Genomic DNA, 21,646 nt, shown 5'->3' on the forward strand with positions numbered 1-21,646 from the left:
CGAATTCTTGTACCGAGGGCCATATTTCGGTGTGATCCTACCTACTCGGAGGCGGATTCAGGCCGTCGCACAGCTGGGCGGGAGACCGGCTCGGTGTCACCCATTCGTCCCATTCGGCTTTGCTCATCGTCGTTGTCAGCTTGGAACACAACTGCTTCGGGTCGAGGACAGGAAAAGGAAGAGCGGCGAACCCGCCATCTTTGGTGAGGACATCGATCGACCTCATTCCGGGATCGAACGCCATGTCACGGAGGCCGTTCACGGTCTGCTCGTACAGAGCGACCCCGCTCTGGTTCGCGCCGGTGCTCCAGACCCTCACCGCACCTGTGAGATTGCCGGTGGCTATCCAGCGGCCGTCGGGGCTGAGCGCCACCGCGTTGATCATTTCGGAACCGCTGTCGGGTAGAGCTCGCGGTCCGGTGTCGGAGGTCGTGTCCCAGACCCGGACGGCGCCCGCGAGGTCGCCGGTGGCTATCCAGCGGCCGTCGGGGCTGACCGCCACGGCGTTGTTCAACTCGGAACCGCTGTCGGACAGAAGCTTCGGTCCGGTGTCGGAGGTGGTGTCCCACACGCGCATCGCGGCCGTGTCGTCGGCGACGACCCGGCGTCCGTCCAGGCTGATCGCCAGCAGGGCGACCGGCCCGGAACTGGTGTCGAGCAGGAGTTTCGGTCCGGTGTCGGAGGTCGTGTCCCAGACCCGTACGCCGCCCGAGAGGTCGCCGGCGGCGACCCAGCGCCCGTCCGGAGTGACTGCCACAGTCACAATGTCCTTGTCACCCGGAGCGGGCAGACTCCGCGGTCCGGCACCGGAGGCCGTATCCCAGATCTCTACCGTGCCCGCGCCGTCGCCGGTGACTGTCCAGCGTCCGTCCGGAGTGACCGCCGTTGCGAGTCGATTGTCCCGAAAGCTCGGAAATCGGTTCTGTTCGGTGACGGTCGCGGTCGAATCCCACACCCGTTCCACACCGGCGGTGTCACGGGTGACGACCCGGCGCCCGTCCGCACGGACGGCCACCAGGCCCACCGACTGGGAACCCATATCGGGCAGGAGTTTCGGTCCGGTGTCGGAGGTCGTGTCCCACAGTCGTATCGCGCCTGTCTCGTCGCCGGCGGCGACCCAGCGTCCGTCGGGACCGACCGCCACCGCGTCGGCCGAGGCGGAACCGGTGCCGGGCAGTGGTTTCGGTCCGGCATCGGAGGCCATGTCCCAAATCTGTACCGCGCCGGTGTCGTCGCCGGTGGCCAGCCAGCGCGCGTCCGGACTGACTGCCAGTGCCCCAATCCTCCGGTGATCTGTCTCGGGCAGAGTCCGTGGTCCACCACCGGAGACCGTGTCCCACACCCGCACCGTGCCCGGACGTTCACCGATGACGATCCGGCGTCCGTCCGGACTGATCGCCACCACGTTGACCGGCGTCGAACCGGTGCCGGGCAGTGGTTTCGGCCCGGCGTCGGAGGTCGTATCCCATACTCGTATCGCGCCGGTGTCGTCGCCGGTGACCGTCCAGCGTCCGTCCGGACTGACCGCCATGGCCGAAATTCTTCGGTAACCCGTGTCGGGCTGGATCTTCGGTCCGGTGTCGGAGGTCGTATCACGCATCTCGACCGCGCCCGCAATGCCACCGGTGGCGATCCGGCGTCCGTCCTGCCGGATCGCCAGCACATTTATCGGCCCGGAACCGGTGTTGGGCAGTAGTTTCGGTCCGTTGTCGGTGGTCGTGTCCCATATTCGTATCGCGCCGGTGTCGTCGCCGGTGGCAACCCAGCGTCCGTCCGGACTGACCGCCACCGCGTCGACCGACGCGGAACCGGTGTCGGGCAGGATCTTCGGTCCGGTGTCGGAGGTCGTATCCCACACCCACACCGCCTTCGCGCCGTCGCATGTGACGATCCAGCGTCCGTCCGGACTGACCGCGTCTCCCGCGAAATTCGTCGAGCGGACATTGAGGATCTTGGTGATGTTCTGTGTCCGAAGTTGCGCGGCGAGCAGGGCGGTGGCGGTGTTATCTGATGAAAGTGCATGTGCGGCAAGTATTTCCAGAATACTGCGGCGCTGGTCGCGGCCACTGGAAAGTCGCTGCTGGGCATCTCGAGCCAGGCGAGCGGCGATGCTCGCATCGGCGAGGTCGCTGGCGCGGTGTTCGGCGGTGTCGGCGCGCAAATAGTAGACGCCCGCGGTGATCGCCACGAGGATCGCAACGGTGGCGAGTGCGACGAGGATTCGGGCCCGTCGGCGCAGCGAGTCGGCGTGCGCTCGGGCTCGGCGCAACTCGTCCGCGTGACGCGCGTCTTCGCCTTCCCGAGACGCGGCCAGGTAATTCCGAGTGGTGGCGAGACGTTCGCGATAGCCGGGGCGGTCGGCAAGGTTTTCGGCGGCGATGAGCCGTGCACCGTTCAGCAGCCAGGCGGCGCTCCGATCGTTGCGGTGCCAGTCATCGGCGGAACGTTCGAGGTTATCGGCGGTGCGCAGATCCTCGGCTTCCTCGCGTAGCCACCCGGCGAGGTCATCCCATTGCCGCAGTAAGCTTTCCAGCGCGACCTCGACAACGGTCTCGCCGCTGTCGTCGCCGGTGGATCGGTGGTCCTTGACCAGCAAGCGGCGGTCGACGAACCGGTCGATCAACGGGCGGGCCCCGGCGGGCAGATCCCGCCATCGGGCGATACGGCGCAGCGGCTGATCATTGTCGGATGCGACTGTGGCCAGCAAGGGGATGAACGCTGACCGCAACAGCGCGAGTTCGTGTTCGCGAACCCTCGGATCGTGGGACAGCACGGCGTCCATCTCGGTCGCCACAACCGTGCCGATTCCGCGGCGCTTGGTGTACTGGGCCCGGGTGAGTGTGCCACTCGCACCGTAATCGCGATGGAGTGTGGCGAGTGTCAGCGACAGCAGCGGCAAGGCGTCTGCACCGTCGCCGCAATCGGCCAGTAGCTGGTCGACCAGGTCGGGCTCGACCTCGAGGTGCCGGAGACTGCGGCCCGCCGGACCGGTGATGATGTCACGGAACCGGTTGCGTGGCATCGGTTTGAGATCGTCGAACACCACCGTCGCGACATCGGCCAGCTGCTGGGTCGATTGCAGGCGTTCGTAGCGGTCGGTGCGGATGGTCGCCGCGACGATCAGTGATGGTCGCTCACCGACCGGCGCGGTCAGCAGACCCGCCAGGAGGTCCAGCATCCACGTCCCCTCGGTGCCGGCGTCGGTGGACAGCAACTCCTCGGCCTGATCGATCGGGAGGACCAGCGTAGGGGCCTCGATACTCGGATCGCCGAGACGATGCCGTGCGGCCTGCTGGATTTCGATCAGCCATTGCCGCAGCGCGGCGGTGTCCTGTTCGGTAAGTGCTGTTTTGACGTCACCGAGATCCGGAGCCGGGAGACCCACCCGCCGACGAGTCGCGTAGACCACCGCCGCCAGGCCGTGGACGCCGGTCAGAGCGTGTCGTTCCGGTCGCAGAATGTCCAGGACCGCGAAATGCCGGTCATCGCGTGTCAGTCGCGGAATCAGCCCGGCTCGCAGAAATGACGACTTGCCGGTGCCCGAAGCGCCCACTACGACGAACAGCGGCCGCGTGCCGTCGGTACGCATCGCTCGCAGCGTGTCCATGGCTCGCAGGACCTGCCCGTCACGCCCGAAAAAGACTGCCGCATCAACAGGTTCGAACGGTTCCCAGCCGCGATAGGGCGCCCGATCGGGATCATCGGGCGGGGGCCACGGGAAGTGATCGGTGCCGATGCCCGCGGAACGCAATCCGGTCAGCAGCTGCTGTAGCCCAGCGGTCCGTAGTGCGATCGGCTCGGGCCGGGCGTCGATGCGGACCTCGGTATACGGGCCGTTGCCGTACAGATCGCAGCGTTGCCACTCACGGGTGATGTCGGTCAGGCCGTCCAACGGTTCGATCCGGGCACAGTAGATGCGCTTGCCGAAGTACTCCGCAGCACGGTACTCGGCCTCGCACTCCTTCGAGCCCAGCCAGTTCCGCGATACCAGGCAGACCACCGCTTCGCAGCGTTCTTTGGCCGCGCGCAGGGCATCCTTCCAGCGTTGCCCGGAGTGGATGCCGGTCCGAGGATCGATATCCAGGAAGATCTCCTGAGCCAGGTCCGGTTGTTGCTCGACGAGCCACTGCTTCACCGCGACGGCCCACGCATTGTCTCGGCCGGAGTGACTGATGAACACCCGTGTCACGAGATCGGCCCCCTCCCGAATCGACCCACGACGCGAGATTTTACGCCCATCCGCCGACCATGACCTGGGGCGATCGACTGCCGCTCAGCGCTTTTCGGGGAACCTCTCCCCGACGGCGGCAATCAACGCGGTGGCCCATCGGTCGAGTATCCGGGCTCCGTCGGATGCCGAGGCGGCGCTCGGGTCGCCCAGGACGCCATTGCGGCTCACGGCTCGCACGCCGCCGGTTCGCAACTGCGGCATCAGTTCTCGCAGGGGCCGGATGTTGCCCGGTTCGGCGCGGTCCATCGCGACCCGGTCGGGGTGCAGTTCCAGCATGACCGAGGTCTCGCCGTGCCCGGCGTGCGTGTCGTCGGCGGGGCCGGTCGGCGACCACAGCAGTGGGTCGCGGCCCTCGGTGGCCAGGCGCTGCCGCGCGGCCCGTAGCGGCTCGAGGTTGCCGCCGTGTCCGTTGACCAGCACGACTCCGGCGAATTCGTCCGCGGACCGGACCAATTCGAGGATGACGAGTTCCAGTGCCGCGCGGCCGATGGACAGGGTCCCGGAGAATCCCGCGTGTTCGCCGCTGGATCCGTACGGGATGGCCGGGGCCACAACGATATCGGGTCGTTCGGCGGCCAGGCGGCGGCACAGTTCCACCGCCACGGTGGTGTCGGTGCCCAGTGGTAGATGCGGGCCGTGTTGTTCGGTCGCGCCCAGCGGGATCGCCAGCAGTGGTGCGGTGTCGAGGTCGGCGGCGGTCAGGTCAGCCAGGCGCATCGGATTTCCCGCTGTTCCAGATCAGTTGTGGTAGCAGAGGTTCTGCTCGCCGTGATCGCAGACTCGCCGACCACACCCCGCAACCGTAGGCCAGATCGTCGGCGATCCGCAGCGGTGCGGCCCGCGGATCGCGCCCACGTACGGCCGCGTCGACCGCGACGAGCAGGTAGGCCGCGACCAGTATCCGCCGCCCGCGCCGGGTGAGAAGCGCCGCGGGCCACCAGATCCGGCGTAGCGCATCGCCCAGCTGCCGCGCCGTCGACACCTCGCGATCGCCGATCACCGCGGCCGCGGTGGACAGTGGCAGGCCGTGTGCGCGCAGTTCGCGCGCTCGCCGGAACGGCTCGACGAGCGTCGGCAGTGCGGCAAGTGGACGGCCCACGGCCAGTGCCAGCCAGCGGAGCGCGCTCGGCCAGGGCAGGCGCGCGCAGTACAACTGCCCGGGATGCCGGCGTGCCAGTTCCGCCGCCGAGCAGCCGTAGGCGTAGCGCTGAGAAAGCCAGTCCCGCACGGTCGCTCGCGGTTCGTGCCGGACCACCGATTCGGGTTGGTAGCGCACCAGGTGACCGGCCGCGACCAGCCGCCAGATCAGATCGACGTCCTCGCCGTAGCGCAGAGTTTCGTCGAATCCGCCCAACTCGGTCAGCACCTGCCGCCGGATCACCAGTGCCGCGGTGGGAACGTAGGAGATCCGCCCACCCGGCCGCACCACCGCCGGATCGGGGCCCATGTCCAGACTCGACCGGTGGGTCTCGTATCGCCCGAGCGGTCCGCGCGCCAGCGTCCGTACCCGGGGTGCGACGGCGGCGATCGCGGGGTCCTCGAACAACGGAAGTACGGTGTCGAGCCAGCCGGGATCGGGAATGACATCGGAGTCCAGGAAGGCGATGAGCTCCGTTTCGACCACGCGTGAACCGGTGTTGCGTGCGGCCGCCGGACCGCGCGCGTTCTCGTGCCGCAGCGCGCTCGGCACTGGTCGGGCCGATCCGTCGTCCACCACGATCCGGGCCCTCACCTCGCCGATCGCCGCGAGTAGCCGCGCGAGTCCGGCCGGGTTGTCCTTCACCGGCACGACCACGGTGACATCGCCGCTGGTGAAGTGACCGGCCACGGTCACCGGATGGGCGATTCCGGCGGCGAGTATCCGCTGGGCCAGCGCCCGCGCCGACGGTTCCGCGCCGACCGGTTCACCGGCCAGCCAGGCCCGTACCTTGCGCGCTCCGGCGGGGGACAGGCGCAGCATCCGCATCGGCGAACCACCGATGAGCACACGGCCGTCGTGGGACAGCCGCAGGCGCGCATCCGGTCGCAGCGTCGTCACGGCACACCCTCCATCGGCGAAGAGGCGCCACCACCGATCCCGGCCCGCGCCTCGGCGGACACCGACCACGCTACTGCGCGCGATCACTCGCCCTTCGCGTGCGGGGCGCTCGGTCCTCTTCGATGCCGAGCGTGACCTCGGTCGATTTGATCAGCACCTTGACCACCGACCCCTCGGCCAGCGCAAGGTCCTCCACCGCATCCCGGGTGATCGACGACGTGATCTCGTCCCCACCGGTCAACCGGACCCGGACCACGGCCATGGCCTCGCCGCGGGTCACCGAGACGACGGTTCCGTCGAGTTGATTCCTGGTGCTCAGGCGCATGCGGCGAACATACCTCCGGGAGTCGTGCGTCGGCCGGTCGACGCGACCGAGAGCTGTGATCCATATCTCACGCTGTCACGTTCTCCGGGCGAGCGGCCTCTGGAGGGGAGCGGGCGCATCCGGCGTCCATCCCGGAGAGGGCGGTTCGGTGGATACATCCGTGGTGGCGGGGACGCCGTCGTTTCTCGGCACGCGCCGAGGCAAGCTCGTACTCGCGCTGTTGTGCACGGTCGCGTTTCTCGACTTCGCCGACGGCTCGATCGTGAATATCGCCCTGGCGACGATCCAGCGCGAACTCGATGTGCCGATGTCGACGCTGCAGTGGATCACCAGCGGCTATCTGGTGACCTACGGCGGGCTGATGCTGCTCGGCGGCAGGCTGGCCGATCTGCTGGGGCGGCGGCGTGTCCTGCTGACCGGCACCGCGATCGTCGGGATCGCCTCGGCGGTGGGGGGACTCGCCGATACCGCCGGGTTGCTCATCGGCGCGCGGGTGGCGCAGGGCGTCGGGGCCGCGCTGATGCTGCCGGCCGCGCTGTCCACGCTCACCACGAGTTTCCGGGAGGGGCCCGAGCGCAATACCGCCATGAGCGCGTGGGGTGGTGCGGCCGGATTGGCCTCGGCCGCGGGGGTCTTCCTCGGGGGCGTACTGACGCAGGGGCCGGGATGGCGCTGGGTGTTCTACGTCAACACGCCGGTGTGTCTGCTGGCGCTGGTCGCGATTCCCGCACTGCTGCCCGATGATCGGCGCAACGAGGTGCGCGGCGGATTCGACCTGCTCGGCACCGCGTCGGCCACCGGCGGGCTGATGTTGCTGGTGTACGGGCTGGTTCGGGCGCCCGCACACGGCTGGTCGAGTGCGGGCACGATCGTGGAGCTGACGCTGGCGGCCCTGTTGCTGATCGGGTTCGTTCTCAACGAGCGGCTCACCGCGAATCCGCTGATGCCCCTGTCCATCTTCCGGATCCGTGGTCTGGCCGCCGCCGATCTCACCCAGATGACCGTGGCCGCGGGCATGATCGCGATGTTCTTCTTCGTCACGCTGTACATGCAGAATGTCCTCGGCTACAGCGAATTCGGGGCGGGAGCGGCCTCGCTGCCGGTCAGTCTGGCCATCGGCGCCGCGGCGGGCCTGTTCGCCAAGGTCTTCCCCCGCATCGGAACTCGCCCGGTGATCGTCGGCGGCGCGGCGGTCGGCGGTCTCGGCGTCATACTGCTGTCCCGGCTGCCCGTGCACGGCAGTTATCTGCACGACCTGCTGCCCGGTCTGCTGATCATGTCTGTCGGGATGGGTGCGGTGTTCGTCGCCAACACGACTGCCGCCAACGCCGGAGTGCCGAGTGCGCAGGCGGGGCTGGCCGCCGCGCTGCTCAACACCGCTCAGCAACTCGGCGGCGCCATCGGCCTGGCCGTGCTCACCGCGGTCGCGACCTCACACACGAACTCCCGGCTGACACAGGGCGACGATCCGGTGGCGGCGATGACCTCCGGCTTCCGCATCGCGTTGTTCGTGGCCGGTGCGCTGGCCCTGGTCGCGGCGCTGATCGCCTGCCGCACCGCGAACTCACGGGGCGAGAGCGAGCCGGTGTCCACAGCTGGGCGAGCCGACGCGCAGGGGGTGGCCGGGGCGTGAGGCGGTCAGCTACTCCGCTCCACGTGCGATCCGCACCGCGCGCTGCGCATTGGCGAGCGCGGAGACGGTGGCCGTGCCGAGCGCGCCCTGCCGGTCGAACAGCACCGCGGTGCCGACCGAGATGCCCGCGTGCTCGGTGCGCTCGGTCAGTGCGAGCCCGACCTCGAGTGCCTCCGGCGGCCGCGAGAGGGCCATCGTCACATCGGCGTTGATGTACTCCAGTCCCGCACTGCCGAGATTCGACACCATATTCGTCACATCGGCCACCGACGCCGCCACCTGGAACGGGGTCGGATCCTCGCCGTCCACGGCGGGAACCGGAAGGTGCCAGATACGTTTTCGCGCACTGTCGCGGAAGGCGTCGCTCCACTCGCCCCAGCCGTCGGCTTCGGTGAAGTACAGCCGTTCCGGGTCCCCGACCGGCACCAGACCTTCCGGCGGTGCCGCCGGGCTGGTACCACCGGACCAGACGTGGCCGGGCGCCGCCTCACTCGGGCGCAGGAACAGCACGGTCGCGCGGGCGCGCGGCTCGCCGTCCTGGCTCAGGACCGCGTCGATGAGACACAGCCGTGGCCCGGATCGCACCACCGTCGCCGAGGTGACCGAGGGGCGCATCCGCACCGCGCGGAACAGGTCCAATGTCCATCGCACCGGCTGCAGATCCGATCGGCCCAGCATCGCCAGGGTCCGCTCGGCCTCGCGTGCCAGGGCCGCGCTCACCGCGGGACCGCGCATCTGATCGGCACCCCAGCCGCTGCCCGCGCGGGATTCGGGATGCAGTTCCTCGGTATCCCCGTGCTTCACGCGGAAGAACGCACTGCTCATGGGTGCGGGACTCCTTCCTCGTCCGGCCCGCCGGTGCGCCGGACATCTCCGATGATCATCGACCGCGGCGGATTCGTGGTCATCTCCGGGGTCCGCCGGGCATCCGCCGCCGTGGTCGTCGGGGCGAGCGATTCGTTCAAGACCGCGCACCGGCGGCGGTCGAGACTGACGAGATGACCGACCACACCTTCACTCCCGCTCTGGGACGATTCGCACCCGTTCGCTTCTACGATTCCGTGGTCGCGCTGACCCGGGAGCGCCTGTGGCGGGCGCTGGCGGTGATGTACGTGGCGCCGCGGCCCGGTGAGGTGATCCTCGATGTGGGGTGCGGTACCGGCTCGTCGGCCCTGCTGGTGGCCCGGGTGCAGCCGGCGGCGGACATCATCGGCGTGGACCCGGACCCGGCCGTGCTGGCCGTGGCCCGCCGCAAGGGCGATGCCGCGGGTGCGGCGGTGCGATGGTGCGAGGGGATGGGAACCCGGCTGACGGAGGTGTCCGGTCCGGGAACGGTCGATACCGTCTTGTCGAGCCTGGTGCTGCATCAGTGCCCGCTCGAGGTGAAGCGGGCGATACTCGCCTCGATGCACGAGGTGTTGCGTCCCGGTGGCCGGCTGGTGATCGCCGACTACGGGGCGCAGCGGACGCCGGCGATGCGTTCGGCGTTCCGGATCGTGCAGTTCGCCGATGGTAAGGCCGACACCCAGCCGAATGCCGACGGCATCGTCGCGGAGTTGATGTGCGCCGGCGGATTTCGTGACGTACGCGAGGCCGAGGTGGTGTCCACGATCACCGGGTCCGTCTCGATCTATGTCGCGCGGCGGGACTGAGGGCACAGGATCGGCAGAATCTGCGTCGGCGTCATCCCCATCATCTCGCGCAGTTGCCGGGTGAAATGGGCCTGATCGGCGAAGCCGGCCACGATGGCGGCATCGGCCACCGAACTGCCCGATCGCAGTGCGCGCGCCGCCCGGCGCAATCGGGCCCACACCCGCCATCGCGTCAATGGCATACCGGCCTGGGCCCGGGCCAGCGCGCGCAGCCGCTGCGGGGACAACCCGACCGCCGCCGCCAGCTCCGGCATCGGAAACCCGTTGTCCCGCATCAGATCCATCGCGAGCTGCAGCCGGGGGTCGAGCTCGCTGGACGGAGTCGTCCCGGCCCGGATCTCGTCCTCGTCCACGTCCCGTAATTCGGGCGCCACGGTGATGCCGGCACCGCATCGGGCCCGCAGCCGATCGGCGAAGACGCACTGCGGTTCGACGAAGTAGATCGCGAGCCAGGTGGTGGCGCGGATGCGGTGGTGGTGCGCGGGCGGAACCAGCAGCACCGTCGATCGGTGCCGGGTTCCGGCCGCGTCCATCATCTCGACCCCGTCCGCGGCCATGGCGATCTGGAATGCGGCGTGCCGGTGGATTCCACTGTCGGACACCGGACCCCGATACGCCGCGTACCCGGTACCGATGGCGAATTGCGGGTTCACCGCATCGATCCTGCCGGAAGCGATGCGACGGTGCCGGTCAGGAGCGCCAGCGGTCGAGGAACCGGCGCCAGAATCCCCGCCGCCGGTGCGCCTCGGCCTCGGCCTCGGGTACGGCCGCGGCGGCGGGAGGTGGCGCCACGGTGGGGGGCACCGGGAAGTCGGGAGGCGCCGGCGCGGTGCGCGCCGGTGGTGGTACCGCAGTGCCCGCGGTTCGGTTCGGCGGTGGCGGTGCGGTGCGCATCTGTCCGGGGCGGGAAACGACGGGGATGCACGGCAGTTCGACGGTCGGATCGTCCAGATCTCGGCGCAGGACATCGCAGAACTGCGCGATCGACCCGTAACGATCGATGATCTCCTCCACCAGCACGTCGGCCGCCGGAGTTGCCGTGATCAGTTCGCCGCTCACCGTTCTCCTCACCCTCACGGCGCGGGTACGACCTGCCGCACCACGCGCTCAACCGTCATATCCGTGCGAACAACCCCCGAGCACCACCCACGACAAGACGGGAAAAATACGCGATCGCGCCCGCCTGAACGAATACGAATAACGCCGTGGTAATCGCTCAGCAACTATGTTAGTCAGCTCCGCCGGTGACTGCAAACCTCTTTGTTCGCGCCGAATACGGCGAAAGAGGGTGAATTTCAATAGATTTCGAACGGAATCGATGGTTGGGCGGATGGTGGGATGATCGTCGCCGCCATGCTCGGTGTTACAGCAAATGAGTGGCACAACGATGTGGTTGCGGATGTGTCACGAATGGCGTGGCGAGCGGACGGCCCACTCGGTGCCGTGGGAGCAAATGCGGCGGCGCGGGAATACCGGAACGCGGGCGGCCGGTTGTGTCAGTGGTGTGCGGATTTGTGGAGTACCGTCGCCGGCTCGGGATACCCCAAGGATGCGCAGGTCAACGATCGGATAGGCTTATTCGGTCATGATGTCGGCTTTCCCGGGTCCGGTCGCAGCGGCGCCCAAGACGGTCTACCTCGATCACGCGGCCACGACACCTATGTTCCCGGCCGCCGTCGAGGCGATGGCGGCTGCGCTCGGCACCGTCGGTAACGCCTCCTCGCTGCACGGTTCCGGCCGCGCCGCGCGGCGGATGCTGGAGGAGTCGCGCGAGTCCATCGCCGCCGATCTGGGGGCGCGCCCCTCGGAGGTGATCTTCACCTCCGGCGGCACCGAGAGCGACAATCTGGCCGTCAAGGGGATGTACTGGGCCCGCCGCGACGCGGACCCGCGCCGAACCCGCATTCTGGTGAGCGCGGTCGAGCACCATGCCGTCCTGGACGCGGTGGAATGGCTGCAGCAGCACGAGGGCGCGCAGGTCACGCTGCTCGATGTGGACGACGAGGGCACGGTATCGCCCGCGGTGCTGCGGGAGGCGCTGACCGCCTACGCCGACGACACCGCGCTGGTCACCGTGATGTGGGCCAACAACGAGGTCGGAACCGTCCAGCCGATTGTCGAATTGACTTCCGTCGCACAGGAATTCGGCATCCCCATGTTCAGCGATGCGGTGCAGGCGGCGGCTCAGCTGCCCATCGACTTCGCCGCGAGCGGTCTGTTCGCCGCCGGCTTCGCCGCGCACAAGGTGGGCGGCCCGCACGGCTGCGGGGTACTGCTGCTCGGCCGGCAGGTGGGATGCGTCCCGCTGATGCACGGCGGCGGCCACGAACGGGACCTGCGGTCGGGCACCTCCGATGTGCCGGCCGCGGTCGGCCTCGCGGCGGCGCTGCGTACCACCGTGCGGGAAATGCCCGTGCGCGCTGTGGAATTGACCGGCTTGCGGGACCGGCTGATCGCGGGGGTCCGGGCCGCGGTGCCCGATGCGATTCTCAACGGCGCGCCGGGGGAACGGCGAATGCCGGGCAACGCGCATTTCACCTTTCCCGGTTGCGAGGGTGACTCCCTGCTGATGCTGCTCGACGCGGCCGGTATCGAATGTTCGACCGGATCGGCCTGCAATGCCGGCGTCGCGGCGCCGAGCCATGTGCTGCTCGCGATGGGTGTCGAACCGAGGCGGGCGCGCGGATCGCTGCGGTTCTCCCTGGGGCACACCTCGACGCGCGCCGATATCGACAGATTGCTCGACGTTCTGCCGCCGGTGGTGGAGCGAGCCGAAGCGGCCGGACTGGCCGGTGCGAAGGGAGGTACACGATGAGAGTGCTGGCTGCGATGAGCGGTGGTGTCGATTCCGCCGTGGCCGCCGCGCGTGCGGTCGACGCCGGCCACGAGGTGGTCGGGGTGCACCTGGCGCTGTCGGCCACACCGGGCACCCTGCGCACGGGGTCGCGCGGGTGTTGTTCCAAGGAAGACGCCGGCGATGCGCGCCGGGCCGCCGATGTGCTCGGGATTCCCTTCTACGTCTGGGATTTCGCCGATCGGTTCAAAGAAGACGTGATCGACGACTTCGTCGCCGCCTACGCCGCGGGTGAGACGCCCAATCCGTGCCTGCGCTGCAACGAGAAGATCAAGTTCTCGGCCCTGGCCGATCGTGCGATCGCCCTGGGGTTCGACGCCGTGGTCACCGGCCACTACGCGCAGTTGTCCGACGGCGTGCTGCGGCGTGCGGTCGATGCCGACAAGGATCAGTCCTACGTGCTGGCCGTCCTCACCGCCGATCAGCTGTCGCGGGCGATGTTCCCGGTCGGTGACACCCCCAAGCCGCGCATTCGCGAGGAGGCGGCCGAGCGCGGGCTGGCGGTGGCGAACAAGCCGGACTCACACGACATCTGCTTCATCCCCTCCGGTGACACGCGTGCCTTCCTCGGTGCCTCGATCGGTGTGCGGCCCGGCGCGATCGTCGACAGCGACGGGCACAAGCTGGCCGAGCACGAGGGCGTGCACGGCTTCACGATCGGTCAGCGCAAGGGACTGGGCCTGCCCGGACCCGCGGCCGACGGTCGTCCTCGCTACGTCACCGGAATCGATCCCGATTCCGGGACCGTGCACGTGGGCCCCGCCGAGGATCTGGATGTGTGGACGGTGCGGGCCGACCGGGCGGTGTGGACCTCCGGTGCGGTGCCCGAGGCGCCCTTCGACTGCGTCGTCCAGGTGCGTGCGCACGGCGGGATGGCGCCCGCGACGGTCGCGGCGACCGCGGACGGTGGCCTCCTCGCGCATCTGCGTGAACCGCTCACCGGTGTGGCCCGTGGCCAGGCCGTCGTCGCCTACGTCCCGGACGCGGCGGGAGACAGGGTGGTCGGCAGCGCAACCATCGGCGCCACCGATCGCGAGCGTGCGGCGGAGCCGGTCGCCGAATCCGCCCGGTGACAGCGATCGGGGCGGCCACCGATGGGGCGCCGGGTGGCGCAACGGTCCCGGCCGGGGTCCTGTCGCATCGCGACCGCTGAGTCCCATCGGGGCGCTCGGTGCCGATGCGCCCACCGGCCTGCGACGGCGGGCGGCCTGCCGGTCTGGGAGGATGCGGTGGCCCGGCGGCCGATTCCTCCTGACCGGCGTAACCATCGAAATGGGTGACACAGTGAGCGAGAAGAACTCCGACGGGAAGTCGTGCCTGCACGGCGGTATCGCGACCGGCGTCGGTTCGTGGCCGGGCGCCGATCCCCGGGAGGCCGCCACGACGATCGTCGGCGAGCTGCCCGAGCTCACCCATCTGCCCGAATTGCCAGGTCGCGGTGCGGGTTCCGATATGGTCGGGCGCGCGTCGGCGCTGCTGGTCGATATGCAATTCGACACCACCACTCGCGGATACCGGCTCGGCGCCCGCCCGGGCGCGACGGCGCGCCGTGCCCACGACCTGCTGCGCACCGACCTCGACGCACTCGAAGAGGCGTGGGAGACGGCGGGTTACGCCGGAACCGGCCGGGTGGTGAAGGTTCAGGCGGTCGGTCCGCTGACCCTCGCGGCGCAGCTCGAACTGGCCAACGGCCATCGTGTGCTCACCGATTCCGGTGCGGTACGCGATCTTTCCGAATCGCTGGCCGAGGGGCTGGCATCACATGCGGCCGAGGTGGGCAAGCGCCTGGGCGCCGATATCGTCGTGCAATTGGACGAGCCGTCCGCACCGGCCGTACTCGAGGGCAGTCTGCGCGGCGCGAGCGTCCTGAACACGGTGCGTGCCCTGCCCGCACCCGAGGCTCTGTACATCCTGGACACGGTCGTCGCCGCTCAGTCCGGCCCGGTCCTGATCCACAGTTGTGCCACCTCGCCGCCGCTGGACTTCCTGCGGGGAAGTGCCGCCGCCGCAATCGGTTTCGATCTGTCGACGATCGCCACCGGCGATCTCGACGCCGTCGGCGAGCTGCTGGATTCCGGAAAACTCCTCGCGCTGGGCCTGGTTCCCACCGCTGCTCCGGCGACGCCGCCGACCTGGCGTCAACTCGCCGAGCCCGGCGTGCGGCTGATCGATCGCCTCGGCTTCGGCCGCCGCACCCTCACCGATCGTGTCCTGGTCACCCCGGCCTGCGGCCTCGCCGCCGCCCCGCTCGCGTGGGCCCGGCGTGCGCTGGATCTCAGCGCCGATATCGCCCGCGCCTACGCCGACGATCCGGAATCGCTCACCTTCGACTGAGCCCGCGACACCAACCGCTCCGGGGCCGCTCGAAGCTCACCGCGACGGTGGTCCCGGCGCCGCGGCTCCGGCCTCTCGACACCGTTGGTGAGCCGCGACCGCGCGTCTACGGGTCAGAATCCCTGCGGCGGGTCCGGATGGCCGATCTCCCAGCGCTCGGGTTTTCCGGGCGGGTATCGCACGGGGAGGTCCTCGCCGGGAAAGGGCCACTGGTTGACGTCCCAGGCGAAGCGTCCGTAGACCGTTTCGGCAGGCACGCTCGGGCCGGAGATCGTGCCGGTGATCGTCACGAACTGCTCGCCCTGACCGGCCGGGCGCGGGCTCACACCGGTGATCCGGAGCGTTCCGGCCTCCTGCGGTGCGCGCTGGAATCCGCCGGGCCGGCCACGGCCGCGGCGGAAGTTCATCAGCAGCGCCACCAGGGCGCCGGCGATCAACACGATGAACACGATCTGCAGCAGCATGCCTCCATGCTAGGCGGACAAACTGGACAGCCCGGAGATGCCGCGGTGAGCGGCGCGGGAGTCGAATCGCTCGGCCCGCACGGCCGGTCGTGCTACTCGCGCGACGGACGCTGCGGACCGGAAGGGTGCTCGTGCCGCGTGGCGCTCCTCGCGCACACGGGTGGCGGTGCGGGCCGCCGCGTACTCAACCCGTGGTGAGTTCGCTGGTCCCGGTCGAGGTGCGGCGCAGCTGCCAGACCCGGGTGCGGCGGGACTGGGATCGGCCGTTGCCCCGATCGACGAGAGTGCGGTTGCGCGTCGTGAAGATCAGCTGGGCGCCCCGGGAGTTGGTCTCCGGATTCTGGAACAGCTGGATCAGCCGGTCGGCGGTATCGCCGGTGAGGTGGGTGTCGATATCGTCGACCGCCAGGACCCGGCCGGTGTCGAGTGCGTCGAGCACGGTCGGCAGCAGGCGCAACAACGCCAGGGTGGCGGTGGACTCGTCGGCGATGTCGAAGGCGGCGTCGATGCCCGCGTGGACCAGCCCGAGCCCGACGCCACGCCGCGCGACCATCCGGGTGTAGAGGGTGTCGCGGGCAGCGCGCAGATTACTCAGTTCACGTTCGAGCTCGGTCGGCTCCAGGCCGTGGGTCTCGCGCAGCTGCAGGGCATGTGCGGGGGAGTGCGTGCACATGTCGAGTTCCTTTGCCAGGCCCGCGATTTCACCGTCCAGGTCGCGCAGGTAGTCGGCGTAGGCGGGATCGTTCTCGGCGAGCAGGACATCCTCGATACCCAGTTCCGCCGAGCGCAGCAACATCAGCAGCCGGGCGGCGTTGTGGGTGGATCGGGAGATGTGACCGCCCAGGCGTTCGGCGACGGCGTGCGTGTCCGCGGGACCGTGCTGCACATCCAGCGCGGCGGAGAACCAGCGGTAGGCCGGCACCAGTGCTTCGGCGTAGATCTGCCCGGACAGGCTGAGCAGCAACGCATTCGGGCGTACGAGAGGAATCAGCGCGCCGATGCCGTAGCGCACCGGCTCGAACATCGGCCCGATCCGGATCTGCTCGCCTTCGCGTTCGAAGACGATGCGTTTGCGGTTGTGCGGATGGGTGTGCAACCACTCGGCGGTGACATCGGCGTTGTCGATCCGGAAACCGTAGCTGTACGGCATGCCCTCGGCGACGAAGGTGGCGGCGAATTCCGAAGGACGATCCGCGAATCCGAGATGCGGTGTGCGCACGGGACCGGCATAGGGATCCCAGCCGGTGACCGAATGCAGCACGGCCTCGCGCATCTGGGCCAGCGCGTCGATCAGGCCGGACTTACCGCTGGCGGCGGCGCCGTGCACGGCGGTCACCGGTGCGGGCAGGGCACCGGCGCGGCTCCCGACCAGACGGAGCTCCTGCGGTTCGGCGAGGGAACGGTGATTGGTCACCTGAAAACTACGCAGCACCCGAGTCATCCTGCCGTCCGCGGCGGCGGGCCGCGACACCAGGGCTTGACATGCAACCAAAAGGTTGCCTACCCTGCTTCAGGCAACCACAAGGTTGCGTTCGGAGGTGATGGGTGGACGAGGTGTTCAAGGCGCTGGCCGATCCGAGTCGGCGGTCGCTGCTGGACAGCCTGAACTCCGAGAACGGGCAGACGCTGCGGCAGCTGTGCGGTGGGCTGGAGATGTCGCGGCAGGCGGTGAGTAAACATCTCGCCGTACTCGAGCAGGCGAATCTGGTCGTCGCCCGCCGGCACGGGCGGGAGAAGCGGCACTACCTGAACGCCGAACCCATCAACGCCATCGCCGATCGCTGGATCAACCGATACGACCGCGCGCGGGTGCACGCACTCGCCGATCTCAAAACCGCATTGGAGAGCGCGACCATGAGCGAGGAATTCGTCTACACGACCCTGATCCGGACCACGCCGGAAAAACTGTGGCAGGCCCTCACCGAACCGGCCTTCACCGGCCGGTACTGGGGTGCGAGTTTCGATACCGACTGGCGGGCCGGTTCGGAAATGGTGTGGCACCAGGGCGATTGGACGAGCAAGGATCCGGCGCAGATGGTGCTGACGGCCGATCCCTACCGGCGGCTGTCCTACACCTGGCACACCTTCGGCCCATCCTTCGCCGAGGCCATGGACATGCCCGCCGATCAGGTCGCGGCGTGGGCCGCCGAACCGCGGTCGACGGTGACCTTCGAGCTCGAGCCCATGGGCGAGGTCGTGAAACTGACCGTCGTACACGACGGGTTCCCGGAGGGCAGTGGCGTGCGCGCCGGTATCAGCCAGGGCTGGCCGAGCATCCTGTCGAATCTGAAGACCCTGCTCGAAACGGGGGAGACACTTCCCGAGTCCGCCGCCGGCTGACCCGTCTCCGGCGCATCGGCTCGTGTCGATGTGGCGCGGGTCGGTACAACCTCCGTAGGGTCGCCGGTGTCCGCCGATATCGCCGAAAGGGGCCGGTCGTCATGTTCGAGCGGGTAGTGCAGAAGTCGGTGGAGACGATGGTGCGGGCCGGAACGGGTGTGCAGGCGCCGCTGGCCGCGAAGTACGTGGCCCGGTTGCGTCGCCGCCACCCCGAACGCACACCCGGCGACATCGAACGTGGACTGCAATGGCGTTATCTGGCCGCGGTGACCACCAGTGGGACACTCGCGGGCCTGTCGGCCGCGGTGCCCGGTGTCGGCACGGTCGTCGGATTGGCCGCCAGCGGTGTGGAATCGGTGTTCTTCATGGAGGCCTCGGCGCTGTACGCGGTGTCGGTCGGCGAACTGCACGGTATGTCCGAGATGTCGTCACAGCAGCGGCGGGCGCTCGTGGTCGCGGTGGTGCTCGGCGAGGGCGGAGCGCAACTGCTGGGCAAGGGTGCGGGCCAATCGGCCAGGGACTGGGCCTCGGCGGTGGCGGACAAACTGCCGGTGGTCCGCTCGATCGACAATCCGATGGCACGGCGCTTCGTCGTCGGATTCATCGCCAAACGTGGTGCGCTGTTGTTCGGCCGGGCGCTACCCGCCGGAATCGGCGCGATCATCGGCGGCACCGGCAATTTCGCCCTCGGCCGGGCCGTGCTCGCCAACGCGGGCAACGCCTTCGGGGCCGCGCCCGACGATTGGCGCGACGCATCCGGTGACTTCGTGGATTCGACCCCGCCTCTCCGATAGCTTCGAAATTGCTGAAACCCGAGAAAATCGGGCTACGATCCCCTCATGTCATTCAGCCTCGCCAGATCTGTTCTGTCGTGCGCGTTGTCGGCGGCGGCCCTTGCGATACCGGTGATTTCCGCGCAACCGTCGGTCGCCGAGGTCGTTCCCATGGCTCCGCACGAAAAGACCTTCACCTCTCCGGGCGGTCCCACCTTCGTGGTCGGCAGTCAAGACGAGCTGATCAACAAGGTTCCGCCCCTGAACGCTTCGGGCGGCGTCCGTGAAGTCTTCGTCTCGGGCAGTGCCTACACCCGGTCCGATGCTCCCAGTGGCGGCACCCTCATGGTCGGCTATCACGTCGGCTGTGCCGTTGAGCTGCAGGGAGGCGGTGCGGGCCTGGGGCCTACCGCGTACCTGAACCCTGGAATGCTCTCGCAGGAGGATCTCGGCCCGACGGTGTCGGTCAATGTCGCGCCGGGCAGTGTGAGCGATGTGCCGCTGCTGAAGAAGGACGCCGTCTCCGGCGTTCCGGCCCGCATCAACATGCGTGACATCCATCTGGTGGTCAACGGCTGCATCGGCCCGGCGGTGGTGCGTCAATACGCGCTGATGCAATTGCACACGGACAGCCTCGACGATGTCGGAGTCGTATACGGCGATCCACTCTGGATTTGATACCGGTGTTCTGAAAACACGTCCGCATACGAGGACGGGGTCAGCTGCGGAAGGTTAGCTGCGGCCCCGTCCTCGTTATTTGTCTCGGGCACAGCGGATTTCCCGCGGGGCACCGCTCGACCGGGCGCGACGTGCCCGGATGTGCCGCGGTGATGTCGGCGGGCTCGGCTACTGTGCCACCTGTGAGCGAAACCGGAATCGACAGCGCCCGCGCCGCGGAAGCGCGCGATGCCGCGGATGCGGCCACCGCCGAGCAGCGCACCGAATGGCAGCAGCTGGCCGAACAGGTCCGCGAGCACCAGTTCCGGTACTACGTGCGCGATGCGCCGATCATCTCCGACGGCGAGTTCGACACGTTGTTCCAGCGCCTGCTCGCGCTGGAGGAGGCGCATCCGGATCTGCGCGCGCCCGATTCGCCGACGCAGCTGGTCGGTGGTGGTTTCGCCACCGATTTCACCGCGGTCGACCATCTCGAGCGCATGCTCTCGCTGGACAATGTGTTCGACGAGGAGGAGATGCGCGCCTGGGTCGCCCGGGTCGAGGCGGAGACCGGTCCGGCCACGCACTTCGTCTGCGAGGTGAAGATCGACGGGGTCGCGCTGAATCTGGTCTACGAGAACGGGCATCTGGTCCGCGGCGCCACCCGTGGTGACGGCCGCACCGGTGAGGATGTGACACTCAACGCCCGCACCATCGAAGACATCCCCGAAGAGCTCGGCGCCACAGCCGAATTCCCGATTCCGGAACTGCTCGAGATACGTGGTGAGGTGTATTTCCGGCTGGAGGATTTCGAGAGTCTCAATGCCGCCATCGTGGCGGAGGGCAAACCGCCCTACGCGAATCCGCGCAATACCGCGGCGGGTTCGTTGCGCCAGAAGGATCCGTCGGTCACCGCGCGTCGCCGGTTGCGGATGATCTGCCACGGTTTCGGCCGGATGGTCGGCTTCAGTCCGTCCTCGCAGTATGAGGCGTACCAGGCGCTGGCGGCCTGGGGACTGCCGGTCTCGGCGCACACCGTGCGGGTGCAGGGGGCCGATGCGGTCGTGGAGCGCGTCCGATACTGGGGCGAGCACCGTCACGATATCGAGCACGAGATCGACGGCCAGGTGGTCAAGGTCGACGAATTCTCGCTGCAGCGCCGGCTCGGCGCCACCTCGCGGGCCCCGCGCTGGGCCATCGCCTACAAATATCCGCCGGAAGAGGCCACGACTCGGCTGCTCGACATCCAGGTCAATGTCGGCCGCACCGGCCGGGTGACGCCGTACGCGGTGATGGAGCCGGTCACCGTCGCCGGGTCTACGGTCGCGATGGCCACCCTGCACAATGCCTCCGAGGTGCAGCGCAAGGGTGTATTGATCGGCGATACGGTCACCATTCGCAAAGCCGGTGACGTCATCCCCGAGGTGCTCGGGCCGGTGGTCGACGTGCGCGACGGTTCCGAGCGGGCATTCGTCATGCCCACGCACTGTCCCGAATGCGGAACCGAACTCGCTCCGGAGAAGGAGGGCGACGCCGATATCCGCTGCCCGAACCAGCAGCACTGCCCGGCGCAGTTGCGCGAGCGGGTCTTCCACATGGCCGGGCGCGGCGCCTTCGACATCGAGGCGCTCGGCTACGAGGCGGCGGCGGATCTGCTGAAGTCCGGTGCCATCACCGACGAGGGCGACCTGTTCGATCTGACCGAGGAGAAATTGCTCGGCACAACGCTTTTCGTCAACAAGGACGGCACCCTGTCGGCCAACGGCAACCGGTTGCTGCAGAATCTGGCCGCCGCGAAGGACCAACCGCTGTGGCGGGTGCTGGTCGCCTTGTCCATCCGCCACGTCGGGCCACCGGTCGCCCGGGCGCTCGCCGGGGAGCTGGGCAGTCTCGCGGCGATCGAGTCGGCCACGGTGGCGGAGCTCACGGCCACCGACGGTGTCGGCCCGACCATCGCCGCGGCCGTGCGGGAATGGTTCACCGTCGACTGGCATCGCACCATCGTGGCGAAGTGGCGTGCGGCCGGGGTACGCATGCAGGACGAGCGCGACGAATCCATCGATCGCAATCTCGTGGGCCTGTCGATCGTCGTAACCGGTTCGCTGCAAGGGTTTTCCCGGGACGAGGCCAAGGAGGCCATTCTGGTGCGGGGCGGCAAGGCCGCCGGTTCGGTGTCGAAGAAGACGGCGTTCGTGGTGATCGGTGAGGCGCCCGGATCCAAGGCCGCCAAGGCCGAGGAACTGGGTGTGCAGATCCTCGATGAGGACGCCTTCCGCCTACTGCTGGCCGAAGGCCCCGACGCGGTGCGGCCCGAGGCGGAGCCGGCCGGCGAGTCCGAGGAGTGA

General features: G+C 68.8%; 18 protein-coding genes. 9 read left to right on the forward strand and 9 right to left on the reverse strand.

The genetic code is table 11. The features are described from left to right. Positions 1 to 37: 37 nt before the first annotated feature. The 4 genes from AB0L57_RS10445 to AB0L57_RS10460 form a co-directional block, all read right to left on the reverse strand. Positions 38 to 4,189: a TIR domain-containing protein gene (locus AB0L57_RS10445; RefSeq protein WP_364959794.1), complete on the reverse strand. Its 4,152-nt coding sequence runs from the start codon at positions 4,187 to 4,189 to the stop codon at positions 38 to 40. An 84-nt stretch (positions 4,190 to 4,273) separates the two neighbouring features. Then, positions 4,274 to 4,948 carry a mycofactocin biosynthesis peptidyl-dipeptidase MftE gene (gene mftE / locus AB0L57_RS10450; RefSeq protein WP_364959795.1) on the reverse strand — a complete coding sequence of 225 codons (675 nt, stop codon included), beginning with the start codon at positions 4,946 to 4,948 and terminating at the stop codon, positions 4,274 to 4,276. Continuing rightward, positions 4,935 to 6,269, reverse strand: coding sequence for a mycofactocin biosynthesis glycosyltransferase MftF (gene mftF, locus AB0L57_RS10455; protein ID WP_364959797.1), 1,335 nt, complete (start codon positions 6,267 to 6,269; stop codon positions 4,935 to 4,937). The genes mftE and mftF overlap by 14 nt, the downstream gene beginning before the upstream one ends. Before the next feature lie 70 nt (positions 6,270 to 6,339). Then, positions 6,340 to 6,594, reverse strand: a complete 255-nt coding sequence (locus tag AB0L57_RS10460; protein ID WP_364959798.1) for a TOBE domain-containing protein — start codon at positions 6,592 to 6,594, stop codon at positions 6,340 to 6,342. A 148-nt stretch (positions 6,595 to 6,742) separates the two neighbouring features. On the opposite strand from AB0L57_RS10460, the gene AB0L57_RS10465 reads away from it, so the two are divergent. Further along, positions 6,743 to 8,227: an MFS transporter gene (locus tag AB0L57_RS10465; RefSeq protein ID WP_364959800.1), complete on the forward strand. Its 1,485-nt coding sequence runs from the start codon at positions 6,743 to 6,745 to the stop codon at positions 8,225 to 8,227. Between the two features lie 9 nt (positions 8,228 to 8,236). Here the strand turns inward: AB0L57_RS10465 and AB0L57_RS10470 are convergent, their stop codons facing one another. After that, positions 8,237 to 9,052, reverse strand: a complete 816-nt coding sequence (locus tag AB0L57_RS10470) for an acyl-CoA thioesterase domain-containing protein (RefSeq protein WP_364959801.1) — start codon at positions 9,050 to 9,052, stop codon at positions 8,237 to 8,239. Positions 9,053 to 9,225: 173 nt separating this feature from the next. Here AB0L57_RS10470 and AB0L57_RS10475 point away from each other — a divergent pair, with 173 nt between their 5' ends. Beyond that, a complete protein-coding gene (locus AB0L57_RS10475; protein WP_364959803.1) occupies positions 9,226 to 9,879 on the forward strand; it encodes a class I SAM-dependent methyltransferase in 654 nt (217 codons plus the stop codon). Here the strand turns inward: AB0L57_RS10475 and AB0L57_RS10480 are convergent. Further along, positions 9,858 to 10,532, reverse strand: coding sequence for an AraC family transcriptional regulator (locus tag AB0L57_RS10480; protein ID WP_364959805.1), 675 nt, complete (start codon positions 10,530 to 10,532; stop codon positions 9,858 to 9,860). The genes AB0L57_RS10475 and AB0L57_RS10480 overlap by 22 nt on opposite strands. A 37-nt stretch (positions 10,533 to 10,569) precedes the next feature. Beyond that, positions 10,570 to 10,938 carry a hypothetical protein gene (locus tag AB0L57_RS10485; protein WP_364959807.1) on the reverse strand — a complete coding sequence of 123 codons (369 nt, stop codon included), beginning with the start codon at positions 10,936 to 10,938 and terminating at the stop codon, positions 10,570 to 10,572. A gap of 526 nt (positions 10,939 to 11,464) precedes the next feature. On the opposite strand from AB0L57_RS10485, the gene AB0L57_RS10490 reads away from it, so the two are divergent. The 3 genes from AB0L57_RS10490 to AB0L57_RS10500 all read left to right on the forward strand — a co-directional run bounded on the left by AB0L57_RS10490 (position 11,465) and on the right by AB0L57_RS10500 (position 15,067). Continuing rightward, positions 11,465 to 12,694 (forward strand): cysteine desulfurase family protein, encoded by a 1,230-nt coding sequence (locus AB0L57_RS10490; protein WP_364959808.1) that lies wholly within the window; start codon positions 11,465 to 11,467, stop codon positions 12,692 to 12,694. Then, a complete protein-coding gene (gene mnmA, locus AB0L57_RS10495; protein ID WP_364959810.1) occupies positions 12,691 to 13,806 on the forward strand; it encodes a tRNA 2-thiouridine(34) synthase MnmA in 1,116 nt (371 codons plus the stop codon). Before AB0L57_RS10490 ends, mnmA begins: the two co-directional genes overlap by 4 nt. A 211-nt stretch (positions 13,807 to 14,017) precedes the next feature. Further along, positions 14,018 to 15,067, forward strand: coding sequence for a methionine synthase (locus AB0L57_RS10500; protein ID WP_364959811.1), 1,050 nt, complete (start codon positions 14,018 to 14,020; stop codon positions 15,065 to 15,067). Between the two features lie 113 nt (positions 15,068 to 15,180). On the opposite strand, the gene AB0L57_RS10505 is transcribed toward AB0L57_RS10500, so the two are convergent. Both AB0L57_RS10505 and AB0L57_RS10510 read right to left on the reverse strand, forming a co-directional pair. Next, the gene (locus AB0L57_RS10505; protein WP_364959812.1) at positions 15,181 to 15,531 is read right to left on the reverse strand and encodes a hypothetical protein; all 351 of its coding nucleotides are present in this window, start codon (positions 15,529 to 15,531) and stop codon (positions 15,181 to 15,183) included. Positions 15,532 to 15,715: 184 nt separating this feature from the next. After that, complete coding sequence (locus AB0L57_RS10510; RefSeq protein WP_364959813.1) at positions 15,716 to 16,972, reverse strand: AAA family ATPase; 1,257 nt, start codon at positions 16,970 to 16,972, stop codon at positions 15,716 to 15,718. A gap of 104 nt (positions 16,973 to 17,076) precedes the next feature. Here AB0L57_RS10510 and AB0L57_RS10515 point away from each other — a divergent pair, with 104 nt between their 5' ends. The 4 genes from AB0L57_RS10515 to ligA all read left to right on the forward strand — a co-directional run bounded on the left by AB0L57_RS10515 (position 17,077) and on the right by ligA (position 21,646). Next, positions 17,077 to 17,871 (forward strand): metalloregulator ArsR/SmtB family transcription factor, encoded by a 795-nt coding sequence (locus AB0L57_RS10515; protein WP_364959815.1) that lies wholly within the window; start codon positions 17,077 to 17,079, stop codon positions 17,869 to 17,871. A 101-nt stretch (positions 17,872 to 17,972) separates the two neighbouring features. Beyond that, complete coding sequence (locus AB0L57_RS10520) at positions 17,973 to 18,665, forward strand: hypothetical protein (protein ID WP_364959817.1); 693 nt, start codon at positions 17,973 to 17,975, stop codon at positions 18,663 to 18,665. Between the two features lie 45 nt (positions 18,666 to 18,710). Continuing rightward, positions 18,711 to 19,322: an MspA family porin gene (locus AB0L57_RS10525; RefSeq protein ID WP_364959819.1), complete on the forward strand. Its 612-nt coding sequence runs from the start codon at positions 18,711 to 18,713 to the stop codon at positions 19,320 to 19,322. Positions 19,323 to 19,504: 182 nt separating this feature from the next. Next, a complete protein-coding gene (gene ligA, locus AB0L57_RS10530; RefSeq protein ID WP_364959820.1) occupies positions 19,505 to 21,646 on the forward strand; it encodes an NAD-dependent DNA ligase LigA in 2,142 nt (713 codons plus the stop codon).

This window comes from Nocardia sp. NPDC052254, assembly GCF_040679495.1.
GTDB lineage: Bacteria > Actinomycetota > Actinomycetes > Mycobacteriales > Mycobacteriaceae > Nocardia.